Source organism: Nostoc sp., from assembly GCF_036919495.1.
Lineage (GTDB): Bacteria > Cyanobacteriota > Cyanobacteriia > Cyanobacteriales > Nostocaceae > Nostoc.
This window is the reverse complement of the sequence record NZ_JBALBZ010000110.1, coordinates 14,567-30,965: the sequence shown is the minus strand read 5'-3', so window position 1 is coordinate 30,965 and position 16,399 is coordinate 14,567. Positions and strand designations below refer to the sequence as shown.

At 40.6% G+C, this 16,399-nt stretch carries 14 protein-coding genes and 1 pseudogene; 8 read left to right on the top strand and 7 right to left on the bottom strand.

What is annotated here, in order from left to right; translation table 11 throughout:
• A partial coding sequence (gene acsF, locus V7K25_RS15615; protein WP_335159397.1) for a magnesium-protoporphyrin IX monomethyl ester (oxidative) cyclase occupies positions 1 to 1,044 on the top strand: 1,044 nt, incomplete at its 5' end.
• A 269-nt stretch (positions 1,045 to 1,313) separates the two neighbouring features.
• Here the strand turns inward: acsF and aroA are convergent.
• Complete coding sequence (gene aroA / locus V7K25_RS15610) at positions 1,314 to 2,594, bottom strand: 3-phosphoshikimate 1-carboxyvinyltransferase (protein WP_335159395.1); 1,281 nt, start codon at positions 2,592 to 2,594, stop codon at positions 1,314 to 1,316.
• Positions 2,595 to 3,051: 457 nt separating this feature from the next.
• On the opposite strand from aroA, the gene V7K25_RS15605 reads away from it, so the two are divergent.
• The 4 genes from V7K25_RS15605 to V7K25_RS15590 all read left to right on the top strand — a co-directional run bounded on the left by V7K25_RS15605 (position 3,052) and on the right by V7K25_RS15590 (position 7,422).
• Positions 3,052 to 3,726, top strand: a complete 675-nt coding sequence (locus tag V7K25_RS15605) for a carbonic anhydrase (RefSeq protein ID WP_335159393.1) — start codon at positions 3,052 to 3,054, stop codon at positions 3,724 to 3,726.
• Between the two features lie 303 nt (positions 3,727 to 4,029).
• Positions 4,030 to 4,260 carry a hypothetical protein gene (locus V7K25_RS15600; RefSeq protein ID WP_335159391.1) on the top strand — a complete coding sequence of 77 codons (231 nt, stop codon included), beginning with the start codon at positions 4,030 to 4,032 and terminating at the stop codon, positions 4,258 to 4,260.
• 287 nt (positions 4,261 to 4,547) lie between these two features.
• Complete coding sequence (locus V7K25_RS15595; protein ID WP_229494516.1) at positions 4,548 to 4,853, top strand: hypothetical protein; 306 nt, start codon at positions 4,548 to 4,550, stop codon at positions 4,851 to 4,853.
• Positions 4,854 to 5,811: 958 nt separating this feature from the next.
• Positions 5,812 to 7,422 carry a lipase/acyltransferase domain-containing protein gene (locus V7K25_RS15590; protein ID WP_335159388.1) on the top strand — a complete coding sequence of 537 codons (1,611 nt, stop codon included), beginning with the start codon at positions 5,812 to 5,814 and terminating at the stop codon, positions 7,420 to 7,422.
• Between the two features lie 12 nt (positions 7,423 to 7,434).
• Here V7K25_RS15590 and V7K25_RS15585 read toward each other — a convergent pair whose 3' ends face one another.
• Together V7K25_RS15585 and V7K25_RS15580 are read right to left on the bottom strand one after the other, a co-directional pair.
• Positions 7,435 to 7,668 carry a hypothetical protein gene (locus tag V7K25_RS15585; protein ID WP_335159386.1) on the bottom strand — a complete coding sequence of 78 codons (234 nt, stop codon included), beginning with the start codon at positions 7,666 to 7,668 and terminating at the stop codon, positions 7,435 to 7,437.
• A gap of 124 nt (positions 7,669 to 7,792) precedes the next feature.
• Positions 7,793 to 7,906 (bottom strand): annotated as a pseudogene (locus V7K25_RS15580) (WD40 repeat domain-containing protein); the annotation flags it as partial.
• A 264-nt stretch (positions 7,907 to 8,170) separates the two neighbouring features.
• Between V7K25_RS15580 and V7K25_RS15575 the strand changes: the two are divergent.
• On the top strand, positions 8,171 to 10,393 hold the full coding sequence (locus tag V7K25_RS15575; protein ID WP_335159382.1) for an FdhF/YdeP family oxidoreductase: 2,223 nt from the start codon (positions 8,171 to 8,173) through the stop codon (positions 10,391 to 10,393).
• Positions 10,394 to 10,593: 200 nt separating this feature from the next.
• Here the strand turns inward: V7K25_RS15575 and V7K25_RS15570 are convergent, their stop codons facing one another.
• Entirely contained in the window at positions 10,594 to 11,043 is a 450-nt protein-coding gene (locus V7K25_RS15570; protein WP_335159380.1) for an orange carotenoid protein N-terminal domain-containing protein, read from the bottom strand.
• A 351-nt stretch (positions 11,044 to 11,394) separates the two neighbouring features.
• Between V7K25_RS15570 and V7K25_RS15565 the strand changes: the two genes are divergently transcribed.
• Positions 11,395 to 12,126: a Uma2 family endonuclease gene (locus tag V7K25_RS15565; RefSeq protein WP_335159378.1), complete on the top strand. Its 732-nt coding sequence runs from the start codon at positions 11,395 to 11,397 to the stop codon at positions 12,124 to 12,126.
• A 36-nt stretch (positions 12,127 to 12,162) separates the two neighbouring features.
• Here the strand turns inward: V7K25_RS15565 and V7K25_RS15560 are convergent, their stop codons facing one another.
• On the bottom strand, positions 12,163 to 13,344 hold the full coding sequence (locus V7K25_RS15560; RefSeq protein WP_335159376.1) for a serine hydrolase domain-containing protein: 1,182 nt from the start codon (positions 13,342 to 13,344) through the stop codon (positions 12,163 to 12,165).
• A gap of 257 nt (positions 13,345 to 13,601) precedes the next feature.
• Here V7K25_RS15560 and fdhD point away from each other — a divergent pair, with 257 nt between their 5' ends.
• A complete protein-coding gene (fdhD, locus tag V7K25_RS15555; RefSeq protein ID WP_335159374.1) occupies positions 13,602 to 14,441 on the top strand; it encodes a formate dehydrogenase accessory sulfurtransferase FdhD in 840 nt (279 codons plus the stop codon).
• Between the two features lie 103 nt (positions 14,442 to 14,544).
• Here fdhD and V7K25_RS15550 read toward each other — a convergent pair whose 3' ends face one another.
• Both V7K25_RS15550 and V7K25_RS15545 read right to left on the bottom strand, forming a co-directional pair.
• On the bottom strand, positions 14,545 to 15,576 hold the full coding sequence (locus V7K25_RS15550; RefSeq protein WP_335159372.1) for a VOC family protein: 1,032 nt from the start codon (positions 15,574 to 15,576) through the stop codon (positions 14,545 to 14,547).
• Positions 15,577 to 15,657: 81 nt separating this feature from the next.
• Positions 15,658 to 16,278 carry an rRNA large subunit pseudouridine synthase E gene (locus V7K25_RS15545; protein ID WP_335159370.1) on the bottom strand — a complete coding sequence of 207 codons (621 nt, stop codon included), beginning with the start codon at positions 16,276 to 16,278 and terminating at the stop codon, positions 15,658 to 15,660.
• Positions 16,279 to 16,399 lie beyond the last annotated feature (121 nt).

The following is a 16,399-nucleotide window of genomic DNA, read 5'->3' as shown; positions in this document are numbered from 1 at the left end:
GAAATCCGGCCAGGGATTAAAGTCCCGGCAAAAGAAACCCTGTTAACACCTCGGTTTTATACTACCGATTTTGATGAAATGGCGCGGATGGATATTTCCGTCAATGAGGACGAGTTACAAGCCATTCTCGAAGAGTTCCGCACCGACTACAACCGCCATCACTTTGTTCGGGATGCCGAGTTTGAACAATCCTGGGATCATATTGACGGGGAAACTCGCCGATTGTTCGTTGAGTTTCTAGAACGCTCGTGTACGGCAGAGTTTTCCGGCTTTTTGCTGTATAAAGAACTTGGCCGTCGCTTGAAAGGCAAAAGCCCCGTCTTGGCAGAGTGTTTTAACCTGATGTCACGGGATGAAGCACGTCACGCTGGCTTTTTGAACAAAGCTTTGTCGGACTTTAATCTGTCTCTAGATTTAGGGTTTTTGACTAAGAGTCGCAGTTATACCTTCTTTAAACCGAAATTCATCTTCTACGCTACTTATCTTTCTGAGAAGATCGGTTATTGGCGCTATATCACCATTTATCGCCATTTAGAAGCACATCCCGAAGACCGGGTTTATCCAATCTTCCGGTTCTTTGAGAACTGGTGTCAGGATGAAAACCGTCACGGCGATTTCTTTGATGCGATTATGAAATCCCAGCCGCAAATATTGAATGATTGGAAAGCCCGGCTGTGGAGTCGGTTCTTCTTGTTGTCGGTGTTTGCGACAATGTATCTCAATGACATCCAACGCAAGGACTTTTATGCCACCCTTGGATTGGATGCGCGAGAATACGACATTCATGTAATTAAGAAGACTAACGAAAACGCAGGTCGAGTCTTCCCCCTGATGCTGGATGTAGAGAATCCAGAGTTTTATCAACGGTTGGATACTTGTATAAGCAATAATGAGAAGTTGAGTGCGATCGCTAACTCCAGTACTCCCAAATTCCTGCAAATCTTCCAAAAACTGCCGCTTTACATCTCCAGTGGCTGGCAGTTATTACGGCTGTACCTGATGAAACCGATTGATACTGTTTCTGCTCAAGGGGCAGTTCGTTAAGTTATAACTGGTTTGCAAAAGCTTTAATGGTTCTGCCGATTGCAGGGCCATTTTTTTTGTCCTAAATATTACAGGTAATTAGTACTGCGACGGCCATCTTCAACTACAAATGAAGCGCGTTTACTAATTGTGCCAAATGGGCTTGTGACATTTGACATAACTAGTACAGCGCGGCGTAAATCAAGCTACTATTTTAAAACTTCCAAAAGCCTTGATATACAAAAATTTTGACTTTTGACTTTTGACTTCCGCCTTACGGCACTAGTTTTTTATTCTTCTAACATTTGGAAGAATCGGGTAAAGTAATCTGGAAAAGTTTTCGCTGTACAGCCAGGATCTTTAATTACAATCCCTGGAACCTTCAAGCCAGTGACAGCAAAAGCCATTGCCATTCGATGATCGTGATAAGTTTCAATTGCCGCCGGGGTAATGGGGCCAGGCTCAATTTTCAGTCTATCTGGAAATTCTTCAACCTGGACTCCTAGCCGACGCAACTCTGTTACCACAGCTTTAATGCGATCGGTTTCCTTATATCGAATATGTTCCACGTTCCGAATGGTAATCGGTGAACTGGCAAAGGGCGCGATCGCTCCTAATGTTTGCACCAAATCCGATATATCATTCATATCAATATCGATGCCTTGCAATTGCTTCGGCCCCGTCACTTCGGTGTAATCATCCGAATCTTTAATTTGACAACCCATCTGTTCTAAGACATTCAGCCAGAGAATATCACCCTGACAGGATTGTTTGGTCAAATGTTTAACGCGCACCCGTCCACCTGTGACGGCGGCGGCGGCAAAAAAGTAAGAAGCATTTGACGCATCGGGTTCTACTGTATAATGTCGAGCTTGGTAACGTTGACCCGCTTTAATCTGAAATTGATTATCGCCGATTTGAATCACCTCCACGCCAAAATCTGCCATCAGACGACAGGTCATTTTGACGTAAGATTGAGAAACTAATGTCCCCTCAACCTCAATGTTCGTATCTTGTTGAGCATAAGGCGCAATCATCAGCAATGCCGAAAGTTGCTGACTTGTTTGGTTGGCTTTCAACCGAAAATTTCCGCCAGTAAATCCCTGGCTATAGACGGTGTAGGGCATAAACCCAGAGTTTCCCTCAAAGTTAACAGTTGCTCCACCCGTTTCCAGCACCGTCAGCATGTCACCCATCGGTCGTTCTCGCATTCTGGGAACGCCATCTAGCCGATATTCGCCGTTCCCCAGTGCCACCAGCGCCGAAATAAACCGTGCTGCTGTACCTGCCAAACCCACAAATAAATCTGCCTGTTTAGCCGGAATCTCGCCTCCTCTTCCCGCCACTTGGATTTGTGCCAGATCAGGATTTAGTGTAATGGGAATGCCCAATTGTTCTACGCATTTGGCAAAATACTCGCTATCTTCACTAAATAAAGCATTTTCTAAAAGTGAGTCACCTTGTGCCAAAGCTGCGACAAGCAACGCCCGATTAGTAAGACTTTTAGAACCAGGAATTTCTACCGTGGCATCCACTGGCCGATTTAGAGCAGGAATTGCAATGGTATCCACGTTAAACCTCTACGTAGGCAGTTAGCTACAACTTTATATATTGCCATATTCTGACCAAAAGGGGCAGTGACCTTAGGAAATATGTGGTTTTCAACCTTATTCACAATTCATATTTGGTATTTACTGTCAATGGCAAAGTCATCAATTATTTAGAGACATAGGCGCTCATAAATGGATATTTATTAAGTGTATATACATAATAGCCACAGTATAAAGTGGTAAACGCTATAAAACCTCCTCTCAAAAAATTTGGAGGAGTATGTATTGTCTCTGATGCCAAATGGATTGCACATTAAATAACTTTAATAAAGTTACTTTTGTAGGCTGCTTTCCGCTAATAAAATTCTATGAGGTTAGCTTTCGCCTCCAAGCGAAAGCGGCAAAGGAGATTTTGTACGTAAAATCACTGAACTATAGGATGAATTTAAAGCTGAATATAAATGATAAAAATTGAACCATGTCTATTAAACGTATAATTGAAGGTCTAAATGAGTTTCATGACAACTATTTTCTTACACATCGGGAGTTGTTTGAACAACTCTCCCATGCTCAGAACCCAGAAGTATTATTCATTACTTGCTCTGACTCACGCATAGATCCATGTTTAATTACTCAAAGTCAACCAGGAGAATTATTTGTTATCCGTAATATTGGTAATATAATTCCTGCTTATGGAATGCTAAATAACAGCGAAGGAGCGGGTATAGAATATGCTGTCCAAGGTTTAGATATTAAAGTTATTGTCATCTGTGGTCATTCCAACTGTGGAGCAATGAAAGGACTATTACAAATAGGTAGCCTTTCTCAACAAATGCCTTTAGTTTATGACTGGTTAAAGCATTACGGTGAAGCTACCCGCCGCCTTGTCTTAGACAACTATAAAGATTATACCAGCGATCAACTATTAAAAATTGCAATTGAGCAAAATGTATTAACTCAGATAGAAAACCTAGAAACATACCCAATAATCCGCTCTAAAATACATAGCAATCAACTTACTCTTCATGCCTGGATTTATGAAATAGAAACTGGTGAAGTCTTTGCTTATGATGCAAGCGTTAGTAAATTTAAAATTTTGCAAAACCGCCCCTTTCCTGTACCTAATCTCCTGACCCGATTAACATCAGAATGATGAACTTAACTAAATTTAATCAATCATTGTTAGTGGCTAGTAAATTTTCAGTTTCCAAAAATACTTATAAAATGCCAATATTAACATTCAAATTGCTGGATGAATACAAAGAAAACTTCCTATAACAATTTGTGAAATTTGTAGCATTGGTGGTCAATATAATTTATTCTTACCTTAAGATGATATGAACAATAGTCATCTTTAATCAAGAAGTACCTGTGAAATACACTATTTTACAGGAAAATATGCAGTGATAAAACTATTTATAGGAGTATTGATTAGCCTCTCGCAAAAAGGGGTCAATTGCGTAAACGCCCAGCATGTTGTCAGCAGACATCGCCACATTATTTAGAACTATTGAGTGATATCAAACTCAAATTATTAAGCGAAATAAAACGGGCTACAGAAGCAGAATACATCTATCTCAAGGTGATCCAACAGTCTAATCTTGATAAGCATCTTTTTCTGCTTCAGTTTACAGTTATTCTCCTAAAAGCGATCGCAATTCTCAATGTACTCAGTCAGCCTGGGTGAGATTAGGGCATCAATATGGAAATAGTAACAAAGAAAGGTGTATATAAACACGGTCAACCGAAAAAGTAGGTAATCTAGATTTTTTAAAAAAAGTAACAATTGTTGCTGATAGAAGCAGGCGATCGCGCTAAGATTTTGGACTTAAGCCTGATCCAACTCCAATAACTCATAACTCTCAACGAATAATTAATAATTCTTAATTTATGCTATGGAGCAACTCACTTGAGTTCTGGAGTTCAAAATATGATTTCTTCTAAAACTGAGATTCAATTACACCCAAAAGACAAATGACGAACGTAAACAAATTTCAAAGACTAGTAGAACTTGCAAACGATCATGGTATTATTTGCCAGCCAACACCAGAAGAATGCTTAATTGCATCCTTGCCTGGAGACGATGATTTCTTATTAGCTTTTACTTGGTCTGGTACAGTTGAGGGTGAGCCGCCAGAGCATGAATTAATCGCAATTAGTGTACAAGATATTGTCAAAGAAGTTACCGTTGCAGCTTGGCAGATTCCTTTTTATTTATTCGGAAACGTTTTAAGGCAGGCTCAGATGCTTGTCACTGCCCACAAAGATTTTGTTAGCTAAGAGACAAGCTACAGCTAAAAACTGCTATCCCTGTCAACTGTCTGTGGCAGGGATTTTTATCTCCTATTTTAAAGATTTAGTAAGTATTCTCTGCTGGCATTAAAAAAAACAAACAATTAATCTCTTCTTTTATTAATTTTTTTAACTATTTTAATTCTCTTAACTGTCTTAACTGTCTCTTAATGTAGTCGTTTAACTGTCTACTTAACTTTTTTATCTCTTATTAAATACTGGTATAGTTTTTTGTTAAATGAGTGAAAAAACAGAAGTAGCAACAATATAGAGTAACCACCTTAGATGCTATTTCTGCCCTTTATGTATGGTTTATAGGCTAGAATAAGCTGTGCAGACTGGGAATAATGCCTAAATAGGATTACATAGTAAATCAGTAAAATTTAAGCTAAAAAGCTACGTACCCTATTATTTAGTTTCTTAAAGGTTGAGTAAATTTTTCTCATATTTATCTGCTTGCAAGTTATGTGAAATCATGGTTTTATCAAGTTAACGACCAAGTTATATAAAGCGATTAGCTTGATAGCTATCTAATTGATAGTGAAGTTTAATGTCGCTATTGTTATCTAGCGGTTATCGCTTGGGTGCAGTACAGTTTTGACCTTTCTTTTAAAAGGAGAGAGGCTTTGAATCTTACTCCCCAACGCTAGAAAGGAAGGGGCTGGGGGTTAGGTCTATATTCCATGCAATTGGGAACTGCTATATCAAATTCGGGTAATTACTGATTATTAAAATATCTCCGCATTTATGGGTTTTTGCATCTATGCGTCAGTTCTAATAATAAGTTTTCAACTGGACATGATATCAGTCGGCATAGTGGGTTAAGAACAAAATTCAAAGCCCTATACATCAAATATCAAATAGCATTCCTGTCTAAGAGCAAAAAGAAACATATTGCTTTTCAAGTCCAATCCATAGAAATTCAAGTTAAGAAAGGAAAAAACAAATGGTCACTTATCCCATAGTATTGATTCCAGGATTAGCAGGATCGAGGCTACAAACATTAGAGAAAAAACCTATACTAGCACCAAATGGTGTGACAAGGGGTAAACTTTGGCTCGGTCTAGATATGGCGCCACCGGAAGATGATGAAGTAGATGGGGAGGGAACTGAAGAAATAGATGTGCAATCTCTGCCATCAAATGTAGTCGGATTTAATGTATCAGCATCTGATATCGAGTCAGATGAATCTACCGAGCATCCTCGTGTAACGAATTGGAAAAGGCATCTGAAATTGAAGGACGATGACGGCATAACTCCAGAAGTAGAAGAGAACAACTCATCAGGTATTAAATTTAATAAACCGGTAGATGGATTAGATGGGATTAGCAATTTATTTGTTAATCGAAACAACGTAGACTTGACAGCGAAATTAAAACCAGACGTGAGAAAAGTCAACTATTTTTTGGAATTAGTAAATGCGTTGTTAGACACTAAAGAGTACTCAGCACCAAAAAATTTGCTAGCTGCTCCTTATGATTGGCGAACATCTCCAAAAGGTTTGGAACAACGATATGAATATTTCTCTAATCTCAAGAGTGGTATAGAGACATTATACACAGGCAACGGTAATACACCTGTGGTAATAATAGCCCAGAGTCTGGGAAATAGGGTGACGCAATATTTCTTGGAGTGGATCAAAAATACTCCGCCCGCAGGACAAGCATGGATAGATAAACATATAGAACGATATATAGCAGTTAGCGCACCTTGGCTAGGTGCGCCACTAGCAATTCGTCTGGTGTCAACAGATGATGGATTTGCTTTAGGAGGAGCAAAATTATCAGACATTAAAAAGGCTTTACAATCCTTTTCGAGTATTCCTTGGCTATTACCGGTAACAAAGGCGAACTATAAATATTTCAACACACAAGGACAATTTGGGTTTCTTAGAAAAGAAGGTGTTAATCCAGGACAATCAGTAGATCCCAACAACTACACAGCAGAAACAATCGAAAATACGTTAAAACTTGGAGGAGCCGAAAGTACGACCCTGAAATATGTAAACGATCATTATAAAAATGATCGGAGTTTCAGTGAAGGAGAATTCGGAAGTGAAGCGGTAAAAACCCCACCTGTCAAGAACGTAGATGTTATTTATTCAACTGGTTTTAACACACCAGTGGGAGCATACTACTATCAAGAAAATGGAGAACTGAAAGTAGCAAGTTACTTGGGTAACGAGACAGGCAAATTACTACCGGTAAACGATGGAGATTTCATTGTAGTAAACGGAGTAAGAATGGAAAAAGCAGATAAAACAAGACAGTTGATATCAGATGATGGAATAACTAATTCAGGAGATGGAGTCGTCCCTTATGGCAGTTTAGCATTCTTTAAGACATGGGAGAAAAACCCCGATGTACCAGACCAAACAATAAATGCATATCCATTTATTAAGACTGAACCAAGTGGCGATCCTGAAGATAAATTAGTTAAATTAGGGATTGATTTCAGTCACAACGCAATTATACGACACCCAGATGTGCTTAAATTAATCTTCGGTATCTTGGAGTTGCCGCTACTAGAAACAATTCCAGTACCTGTTAAGTCATAAATTTTCAGAAGATTAAGTGAAGGTGGGTGTATTGAAATTTTCGCCACCCAAGCACTGTTGCAACTCTGACAGGGCAAACCTTTTGATCTTCTGCAAACTTTTGTACTTGTGCGATCTTTGTAATTGTCTCCCATAAGAGGGATTTACAGAAAGGCGATGTCTACGACGGGCTACATCTACGCAGACATCGCCTGATTCATATTTGGGTTTAGCAACGCCGATTAATTTGTGCTGATACCATCTCATAGTTTCCTATCATTGTCTTCTACCGCCTGGCTATTCTTGAGATAATCTCGCGTCCAATGGCAAGCACTTACCATCAAAGAATCTAGATCGAAATCCCACAAAATCAGGGTATTCCCACTAGCAGATGTCCTTTGAAGGTTTGCAGTTGCTTGCCACTTAAATCCCACAAAATCACGGTTTTGTCATCGCTAGCAGAAGCAATGGTTTTACCGTCGGGACTAAAGACCACGCTATGAACCCTCGTTCCTGACGAGCTTGTTTACTCTTACACATCAGTTAATATACTGGATATGTGTTTTTATGGTAAAATTTTGTTTTATTCAAAGACTTTTTCTAAGTAACGTTGAACTTGAATTGGAGCGATCGCAGTCAGGACTTTAGTCTTAGATTTGGGGACTTCAGTCCCCACTACAAACTGGACATCATATAATTTGGTTTGCTGCTACTCAATTGCTATTCAAAACGGTAGCCTGGAAGAATCCAGCAACTCACATACTACATCATGTTACCTAAACCCAAAAAGCACTGGACACCTTCAAATTGGGCAAGTTGGAAGCCTTTTGGCATTGGCGAACAGTATCCCAATAATTACTGGGAAGTGTTTCGGGCAATCTGGCTATCTCGTGACAAACTACCTTATACGTGGAATATCCTAAATAAAGGTGTCTGCGATGGTTGCGCCCTTGGAACAACCGGGATGAAGGATTGGACTTTAGATGGCATCCATCTTTGCAATGTCCGGTTGCGGTTGTTGCGGATGAATACTATGCCAGCTTTTGACCCTGTAATATTGGAAGATATTTCGCAGTTACAAAAGCAAAAAAGTGCCCAATTACGTGACTTGGGAAGACTCCCGTACCCGATGATTCGTCAACGAGGGGAAAAAGGCTTTCGCCGTGTGAGTTGGGATGAAGCTTTAGGAGTAATTAGCGATCGCATCCACGCTACCACACCAGACCGCCTCAGTTTTTATGTTACCAGTCGCGGTACTGTCAACGAAACTTATTATGCTACCCAAAAAGCTGTGCGGGCAATGGGAAGCAATAATATTGATAACGCTGCCCGCATTTGCCATTCTCCCAGTACAGCAGGACTAAAAGCTGCTCTCGGTGCTGGGGCTACCACTTGTTCTTATAAAGACTGGATTGGTACTGATTTATTAGTCTTCATTGGCTCTAACGTTGCTAACAATCAGCCTGTTACCGTCAAGTATCTTCATTACGCCAAGAAAGCTGGCACAAAGATTGTAGTTATTAATACTTACCGCGAACCAGGAATGGAGCGCTACTGGGTTCCCTCAATTGTAGAAAGTGCCGTTTTCGGTACAAAGTTTGCCGAAGACTTCTTCTTAATCAACATGGGTGGGGATATAGCATTTTTGAATGGCACTATTAAACATATAATTGCTAACAACTGGGTAGACCAGTCATTTATAGATTTATACACAGATGGGTTTGCTGAACTCAAAGCATCGTTAGAAAGCCAATCTTGGGAAGAATTAGAGCGGCTTTCTGGAACATCCCGCGAGTCAATGTACGCTTTTGCCAAAATGGTCAAAGAAGCGAATAAAGCCGTATTTGTTTGGAGTATGGGCATTACTCAGCATGAATGCGGCGAAGATAACGTGCGAAGTATCATTAATCTAGCTCTCACCAAAGGTTTTGTCGGGCGGGAAGGCTGCGGTTTAATGCCAATTCGCGGCCACTCTGGAGTTCAGGGTGGTGCAGAGATGGGATGTTACGCGACAGTATTTCCTGGTGGTAAACCCATCACTCCAGAAAATGCTGCCCAATTGAGTCAACATTGGGGCTTTGAAGTGCCAGCAAGTAAAGGTTTAATTGCTCCAGAAATGATTAACGCCGCACATCAAGGAGAAATAGAAGTGTTGGTTTCTGTGGGCGGGAATTTTTTAGAAGTGCTACCACAACCAGATTATGTGGAAGCGGCGCTGAAGAAAATACCACTGCGGGTACATATAGATATTGTTCTCTCCAGCCAGATGTTAGTGGAACCTGCTGATACTGTGGTGCTTTTACCTGCGACGACTCGCTACGAAATACCAGGAGGAGTCACAGAAACTAACACCGAACGCCGGGTAATTTTCAGTCCAGAGATTCCGGGGCCGCGCATTGGAGAAGCGCGTCCTGAGTGGGAAGTGTTTTTAGAATTGGCAAAGCGGGTAAAACCAGATTTGGCAGATAAGCTGGCTTTTGCTGACACAGCTGCTATCCGTCAAGAAATTGCTCAAGTTGTCCCTCAATATGCTGGTATTCAACACTTACAGCAAGCTGGTGACCAGTTTCAGTATGGTGGCTCACATTTATGCTTTGGTTGGAATTTCCCCACAGCCGATGGTAAGGCGCACTTTGGGGTATTATTGCCACGCCAAAGAGAATTACCAGAGGGTTCTTTTTTATTAGCAACGCGCCGAGGCAAACAATTTAATAGTATGGTGCAGGAACGCAAGGATGCAATTACTGGGGCGGTGCGAGAGGCGGTGCTAATGAATGGTGCTGATGCAACAAAGTTAGGTTTAAAAGATAGCGATCGCGTCCTTCTTAAGAATGATTTAGGCGAGTTGTTCTGTCAAGTCTATATTGCGCCAATTCAGTCAGGAAACTTGCAAGTACATTGGCCAGAAGGGAATGTGTTACTAGATAAAAGTAAGCGATCGCTTGAAGGTGTACCTGATTATAATGCGATCGTGCGGTTAGAAAAAATCTGAATCAAGTCTCATTTTTCCAGCTTTAACATTTCCAACAGCATATCCATTAATTTGCATCAAGACTACCGCAAAGATGAGTATCTCTGCGGTAGTTCTAAATTAACGTCTATTAAAGTAGAGCAAAAGGAGCCAGGTCTAGCTTAATTTGCTACTTTCAGTTATCTCCAATTCTAGAAAGTATTGAGAGTTCTTGGACTTAACTAACCGAATGCTTGCACCACACTCAGCATAAAATTAATGCGCTGCTCAAACTCTAGCTTTTTGACCAATGCCACAAATTCATCCGTTTCACCAGGAAGTTGATAGTCGGACGGCACTTGAATTATGCTTCCATCCTCCATTCCTTGTGCTAGGAGAAACCAAACGTCTAATTTGGCATTGGGACTTAGACTATTATAGGTTTGGCTGATATCGTTAGCTGCACCATTAATAATGTCGCGTTGTGCTTGCAGTTGCTCTTCTTGAGACAAGTCCAGGAATTTGTCAAACACTGCTTTGGCAAGAGCTTCAACGCTTAGAGGAGGTGCTGGTTGTAGCTGCTCTTTAAGATCGAGATAACCGAACCAAAGTAGGGCTAGCTGAGTATCTACATCAAAGCGTTGAAAAGTTTCTAAAGCTGGTCTTGTTGCTTCATCAACTGTGTAAGTCATAAAAAACTCCAACTAAGTTAAGGTTATTTTGATTTCCTCAGTTACTTACTGAGAAGATTTGCTTTTAGGACTTCATACAACTTAACGAACAAAGGCAGATAGATAACCTTACTTAGGGTAGGTATAGGACTCACTACATAAGACAGATATAGATAACTGAAATTGCTAGTTACAAAAATGCCTGCTTCAATGTATGGAAAGCAAAGATAAATGTTAAAACTTGAAGTAGCGTCTGTGACAGTAAGCGATCGCTTGAAGGGGTTCTTGATTATAATGCGATCGCGCCTCTGGAAAAACAAACCTAGATTACAGTAAGTTTATATCACCCATATCACTCCAAAACTTGCAGCCATGTCCGCCGCCAAAGATTTTGAATTCCCAAATGATGTAATATTTCCTCTAGGGGATTTATATAGTGACGAACCACCATTGGAAAGCGAATTACATCTACGCCAAATAATTCTGCTATTGCAATCTTTGGAATTGTGGTGGCGAAACCGCAATGACTTTTACGCTGCGGGTAATCTAACAATTTACTACAGCCAACGGCAGAAGAGATCAGAAGAATTCCGTGGGCCAGATTTTTTTGTAGTGCTGGGATGTCAACGCAAAGTTCGTAAAAGTTGGGTTGTTTGGGAAGAAGATGGGAAATATCCCAACATAATTGTAGAGCTTCTCTCGAATTCTACAGCCTCAACTGACAAGGGTTTGAAAAAACAAATTTTTCAAGATATCTTTCGCACACCAGAATATTTTTGGTTCGATCCCAATAATTTAGAATTTGCTGGCTTTATCTTGATTGGCGGTACTTATGAACCGATAGAACCTAATCCTCAAGGATGGCTGTGGAGTCAGCAGTTAAATTTGTACTTGGGTGTTTATGAACATAAATTGCGCTATTTCGCTGCGGAAGGGAATCTAGTTCCTACACCGGAAGAAGTCGCTGAACAAGAAAAACAACGTGCTGAACAAGAAAAGCAACGCGCTGAACAAGAAAAACAACGCGCTGAACAAGAACGACAACGCGCTGAACGCCTAGCAGCCAAATTGCGAGAACTGAACATTGACCCAGAAAGTTTATAATGCCAGTAGGGTGAAAATTATAATTAAAAATTAGTATCAATGATTCTCGACAACCTCTAAACCTGTCCTAGCTACTGATTTAATATCAACATTCTGATTGTTTAGCAGTACTACTATAGTGGTATTTTGATTGGGGAGATATGCAAGTAATGTTGCGAAGCCATAAGCTATACCACTATGCCCAATTGCTTTTGCCAAAGGAGATGAAAACCTTTCTACACCCAACCCATAGCTATAGCCTTCGCCATTATCTTTAAATTTCAACATTTCTTTCATCATCTTCGGAGAGAGTAAGGTTTTTTTGACAAATAACGCTTTAGCGAACTTTGCTAAATCCTCTGCTGTTGAAACCAATCCACCATCTCCTAAACCATTGCCATCATTGACTTTGGCGTAGCTATCTAGCTTACCATCCTTATGGCGATCGCCATAACCTGTAGCTACTTCTCCAATTGTCGGTTCGCGCAGTTCCGTGAAGGTATGTTTTAATCCTAATGGTTTTAAAATCTGACTGCGAATTGCTTGTGCAAGAGTTCCCCTAGTGATATTTTCAACAATCAGTTCCAAAAGAATGTAGTTGCAATCAGTATAAATAAATTTTTCTCCGGGATTTGCCTGCGGTTGCTCTCGGTACATATACTTAATAGCTTCTCTGGCTGTCCAAGGTTGTGAGCGACTTCTTTTGGCTGTAGCTTGAATAAACTCTTTTGTATCTAGGTACTCAGCAACACCACTGGTGTGGTTGAGCAGTTGACGAACTGTAATTTTGTCGCTGTTAATAATATGAGGACTGATATCTCTTGGTAAGTAGGTTGCGATCGCCCGATCTAATTCTATCTTCCCTTGCTGCACTAACTTCAGCACAACCACCGCCATAAAAGTTTTACTCATACTGGCAATAGAAAAGCCATCTGTGGATTTCATCCGGGTTTTAGTTGACAAGTTAGTGACACCAGATGCTCCCAGCCAAGAACCTTGAGGTGTATTAATATACATTACTGCACCAGGGATCTTCTGTTCTACAACTATTTCATTTAAAAGTGTCTGTAGTTGAGAACTTTTTCCTACGGTGGAGGTAGACATGACTTGTTTGGCAAGAGATTTTTCAATTACTTTCTGACTAATGTTATTACCCACAAAGTATCCTGTAAAACCAAAGCAAATTACAAAAACTATTGCAAAGAGAATTTTTCTGGAAGCCAAAAGTTTTAGGTTCATTTTACTTACTAAACAGAAGCCGGACAAAGTAGTTAGTGAGCATCAGCCTGACTAAATAATTACGAATTACTAATTAGTAATTGTTTGGTTACAGTAGCCAATACTCATAGCGACGTGCTTTTTTGTGTCCGCATTCGCTTTTAGCGTCTTATAGAGAGCGTCTTGTAACTACGAATTACTTTGACATCTGATATACAAATAGCATTACTTTGTTCCCAGATTAGTATCAAAATTTAGATTCACCAACTCTCATAAATATGAAAATGCCAACTAAAAGCAAGACCAAAGGCAGTGTCTGGGTAGTGGAAAATGGTAAAATGCGATCGCGTTTAGACCAACTCACCACCGAAGAACCTTTAGAAATTCGCCTCGTCCCTCTCCAGAAGACAGTAGCTGTAACTATGCGGACACCAGGGGCAGATTTTGAACTAGCTGCTGGTTTCCTCTACAGTGAAGGAGTAGTTAGCCACAGAGAAGATATCCGACGTATCAGTTACTGTGTGGATGAATTGGTAGATGGTGAACAACGCCATAACATCGTAAATGTAGAACTGCGGGATGGTTTGATTCCAGACTTACAACCTTTAGAGCGTCATTTCTATACTAGTAGCGCCTGTGGAGTGTGTGGTAAAGCTAGCCTTGAAGCTTTGCATCTGCGGGGATGTCCAGTGATTCCTGCTGGCCCAACAGTAACACCTGAGATCATCTACAGCCTACCTGATAAGCTCCGGGCAGCTCAAGGTATCTTTACAGCTACAGGCGGTTTGCACGCGGCGGCTACCTTCAATGCTCAAGGACAACTGTTAAACCTGCGCGAAGATGTTGGACGACACAATGCTTTGGATAAATTGATTGGTACAGCTTTGCTCAGTGACGAGTTGCCTTTAAATAATTGTATTGTTTTAGTAAGTGGACGCTCTAGTTTTGAAATTTTGCAAAAATCTACAACTGCTGGAGTTCCCATTGTCTGTTCTGTTTCCGCTCCTAGTAGTTTGGCGGTGTCTGTCGCCAAAGAATTTGGAATTACCTTAATTGGATTCCTGCGCGGAGAACGGTTTAATATTTACACTGGTTTGCAAAGAATAAACGCTGCTTAAGAACACGGATTTAACAAAGTTTAAGGGTTTAATTCCCTTGCCTCTAGACAGCACGTTTTGTCTCGGTGTAAAATCATCGTTACAAAACGTAATTATGAATTGTTTAATTACCTTCTAGCAAAGTCCAGAAGTAGCCATCTGGCGCAACAAACGAAAAACTCATTTCGCCAAACTCATTACTAATGATATCTGTAACTTTTTGTACAGTACTTGCTTTGATGCGATCGCAATACTCTTGTATTCCCTTAACCTGATAGGTATATAAAGACATACCCAAGCTACCTGGTTGGGCAGCCTCAAAGCGCGATTCTAGATTTATCTCTTCTGGGAATCGAATGATATAAAGTCTACCACTGCGTGCGGCCATCAAGTCAGACTTAGAAGAACGGGGATCATCAAAGGTCGTCACAATGAACTTTTCACCAGGATTAAGGTCAAAAATATCTTTACCTGCTGGTGAAGATTCATAGCTAGTTTCGACATCATCACGCACACGCAGCAAACCCAAAACTTCTTCATAAAACTTCAGCGTTTCTTTGCTGTCATCTTGAACTATGATTCCCATGTGGGTAAATTGACTAGTCTTGAGAGCAGCATTATGGTTAACTTGTCCGTAATGCGGTAGTGTATAGCCAAACCGTTGAAATAACACCTGTCGAGCTAAAGGTTGCAGTAGCAGCATTTCTCGTACACCAACTGCTGGCTCAATAAAAGGACGGCTTTTCCTCTCTTTGTTGTAGATGACTTCCCAATAAGGGATAGAGTACCTAATAGGCAAACCTGCCGCTTTCGCATCCTCTATATGATTTAAAATATTTAAAACATCTGCCGTTAAGCTTGTCGCCCAGCGATTTCCCTTAATTTTCATTGACGCTGTTCCCAAACCTTCATGGGTGGGGTTTTGCCAAACCATCAGCCGAATCAAACCATGATCTGAATTTTGGTGGTAGAGGCGGATTGAGCGTAAAGACGAATTTACCCCATATAATTGATTGGCTACATCTGCGGTTAATTCACCGATTTCACCAATGCGATAGCCGAATTGCTCCCAATACTGAATTGCAGAAATTGGCTCTGGAATGCCAATACAGACTTCATAGATACCTGCAATTGCGGTTTGTTGTTCTTGAGTCATAGCAATTTTGGATTTTAGATTTTATATTGGTTCAAAATAAATAAAGCTTGTCGCTGGCTCATAGCAAAAAGTCGATTCCTGTTAGAGAGCATTCGTGTTTAGAGGAAAACTTTTCGATTTACTAAAATTATGCAGAAATTGGAGTTCAGATGTGGTGAGATCGCGCCATTGACCCAATTGTAGGTTATCTAATTGTAGGTGGGCTATGCTAATTCTTACCAGTCGCAAAGTCGGAAACCCTACAGCCGCAGTCATGCGCCGTACTTGGCGGTTTTTTCCCTCCGTCAAAGTCATTTCCAGCCAAGCTGTCGGTATATTTTTGCGAAATCTAATCGGCGGATTGCGTTCAGGTAGCTGTGGTTCTTGTGGTAACAGCCTAATTTCTGCTGGTTGAGTGCGGTAATCTTGAATTTCCACACCTGTTTGTAACCTTTTTATCGCATCTGCATCTGGAATTCGCTCTACCTGTACCCAGTAAGTACGTCTATGGCCAAAACGCGGATGGGCGAGACGATGTTGCAATTGCCCATCATTGGTTAACAGCAGCAACCCTTCACTATCCCAGTCTAAGCGTCCCACAGGATACACATCAGATACATCAATATAATCTTTCAGGGTGCTATGTGTGGGAGCATCTTTTGTAAACTGGCACAGAACGCCATAGGGTTTATAAAAAATAATATATCGGTAATGATTTGTCATTTGTCATTTGTCATTTGTCATTGGGCATTAATCAATAATTCTTCTTCCCCTGCTCCCTCCTCCCTGCCCCCCTTCTCCCTCTCAATACTTCTGGGTTAAGCCCAAAATCAGGTAGATTAAC

Excerpts from the sequence above, each read along its gene's own strand:
- V7K25_RS15550 (WP_335159372.1), bottom strand. The coding sequence starts at position 15,576 with ATGACTCAAGAACAACAAACCGCAATTGCAGGTATCTATGAAGTCTGT.
- V7K25_RS15545 (WP_335159370.1), bottom strand. The coding sequence starts at position 16,278 with ATGACAAATCATTACCGATATATTATTTTTTATAAACCCTATGGCGTT.
- V7K25_RS15595 (WP_229494516.1), top strand. The coding sequence starts at position 4,548 with ATGACGAACGTAAACAAATTTCAAAGACTAGTAGAACTTGCAAACGAT.
- fdhD (WP_335159374.1), top strand. The coding sequence starts at position 13,602 with ATGAAAATGCCAACTAAAAGCAAGACCAAAGGCAGTGTCTGGGTAGTG.
- V7K25_RS15560 (WP_335159376.1), bottom strand. The coding sequence starts at position 13,344 with ATGAACCTAAAACTTTTGGCTTCCAGAAAAATTCTCTTTGCAATAGTT.
- V7K25_RS15575 (WP_335159382.1), top strand. The coding sequence starts at position 8,171 with ATGTTACCTAAACCCAAAAAGCACTGGACACCTTCAAATTGGGCAAGT.
- V7K25_RS15585 (WP_335159386.1), bottom strand. The coding sequence starts at position 7,668 with ATGAGATGGTATCAGCACAAATTAATCGGCGTTGCTAAACCCAAATAT.
- V7K25_RS15570 (WP_335159380.1), bottom strand. The coding sequence starts at position 11,043 with ATGACTTACACAGTTGATGAAGCAACAAGACCAGCTTTAGAAACTTTT.
- V7K25_RS15590 (WP_335159388.1), top strand. The coding sequence starts at position 5,812 with ATGGTCACTTATCCCATAGTATTGATTCCAGGATTAGCAGGATCGAGG.
- V7K25_RS15605 (WP_335159393.1), top strand. The coding sequence starts at position 3,052 with ATGTCTATTAAACGTATAATTGAAGGTCTAAATGAGTTTCATGACAAC.
- V7K25_RS15565 (WP_335159378.1), top strand. The coding sequence starts at position 11,395 with ATGTCCGCCGCCAAAGATTTTGAATTCCCAAATGATGTAATATTTCCT.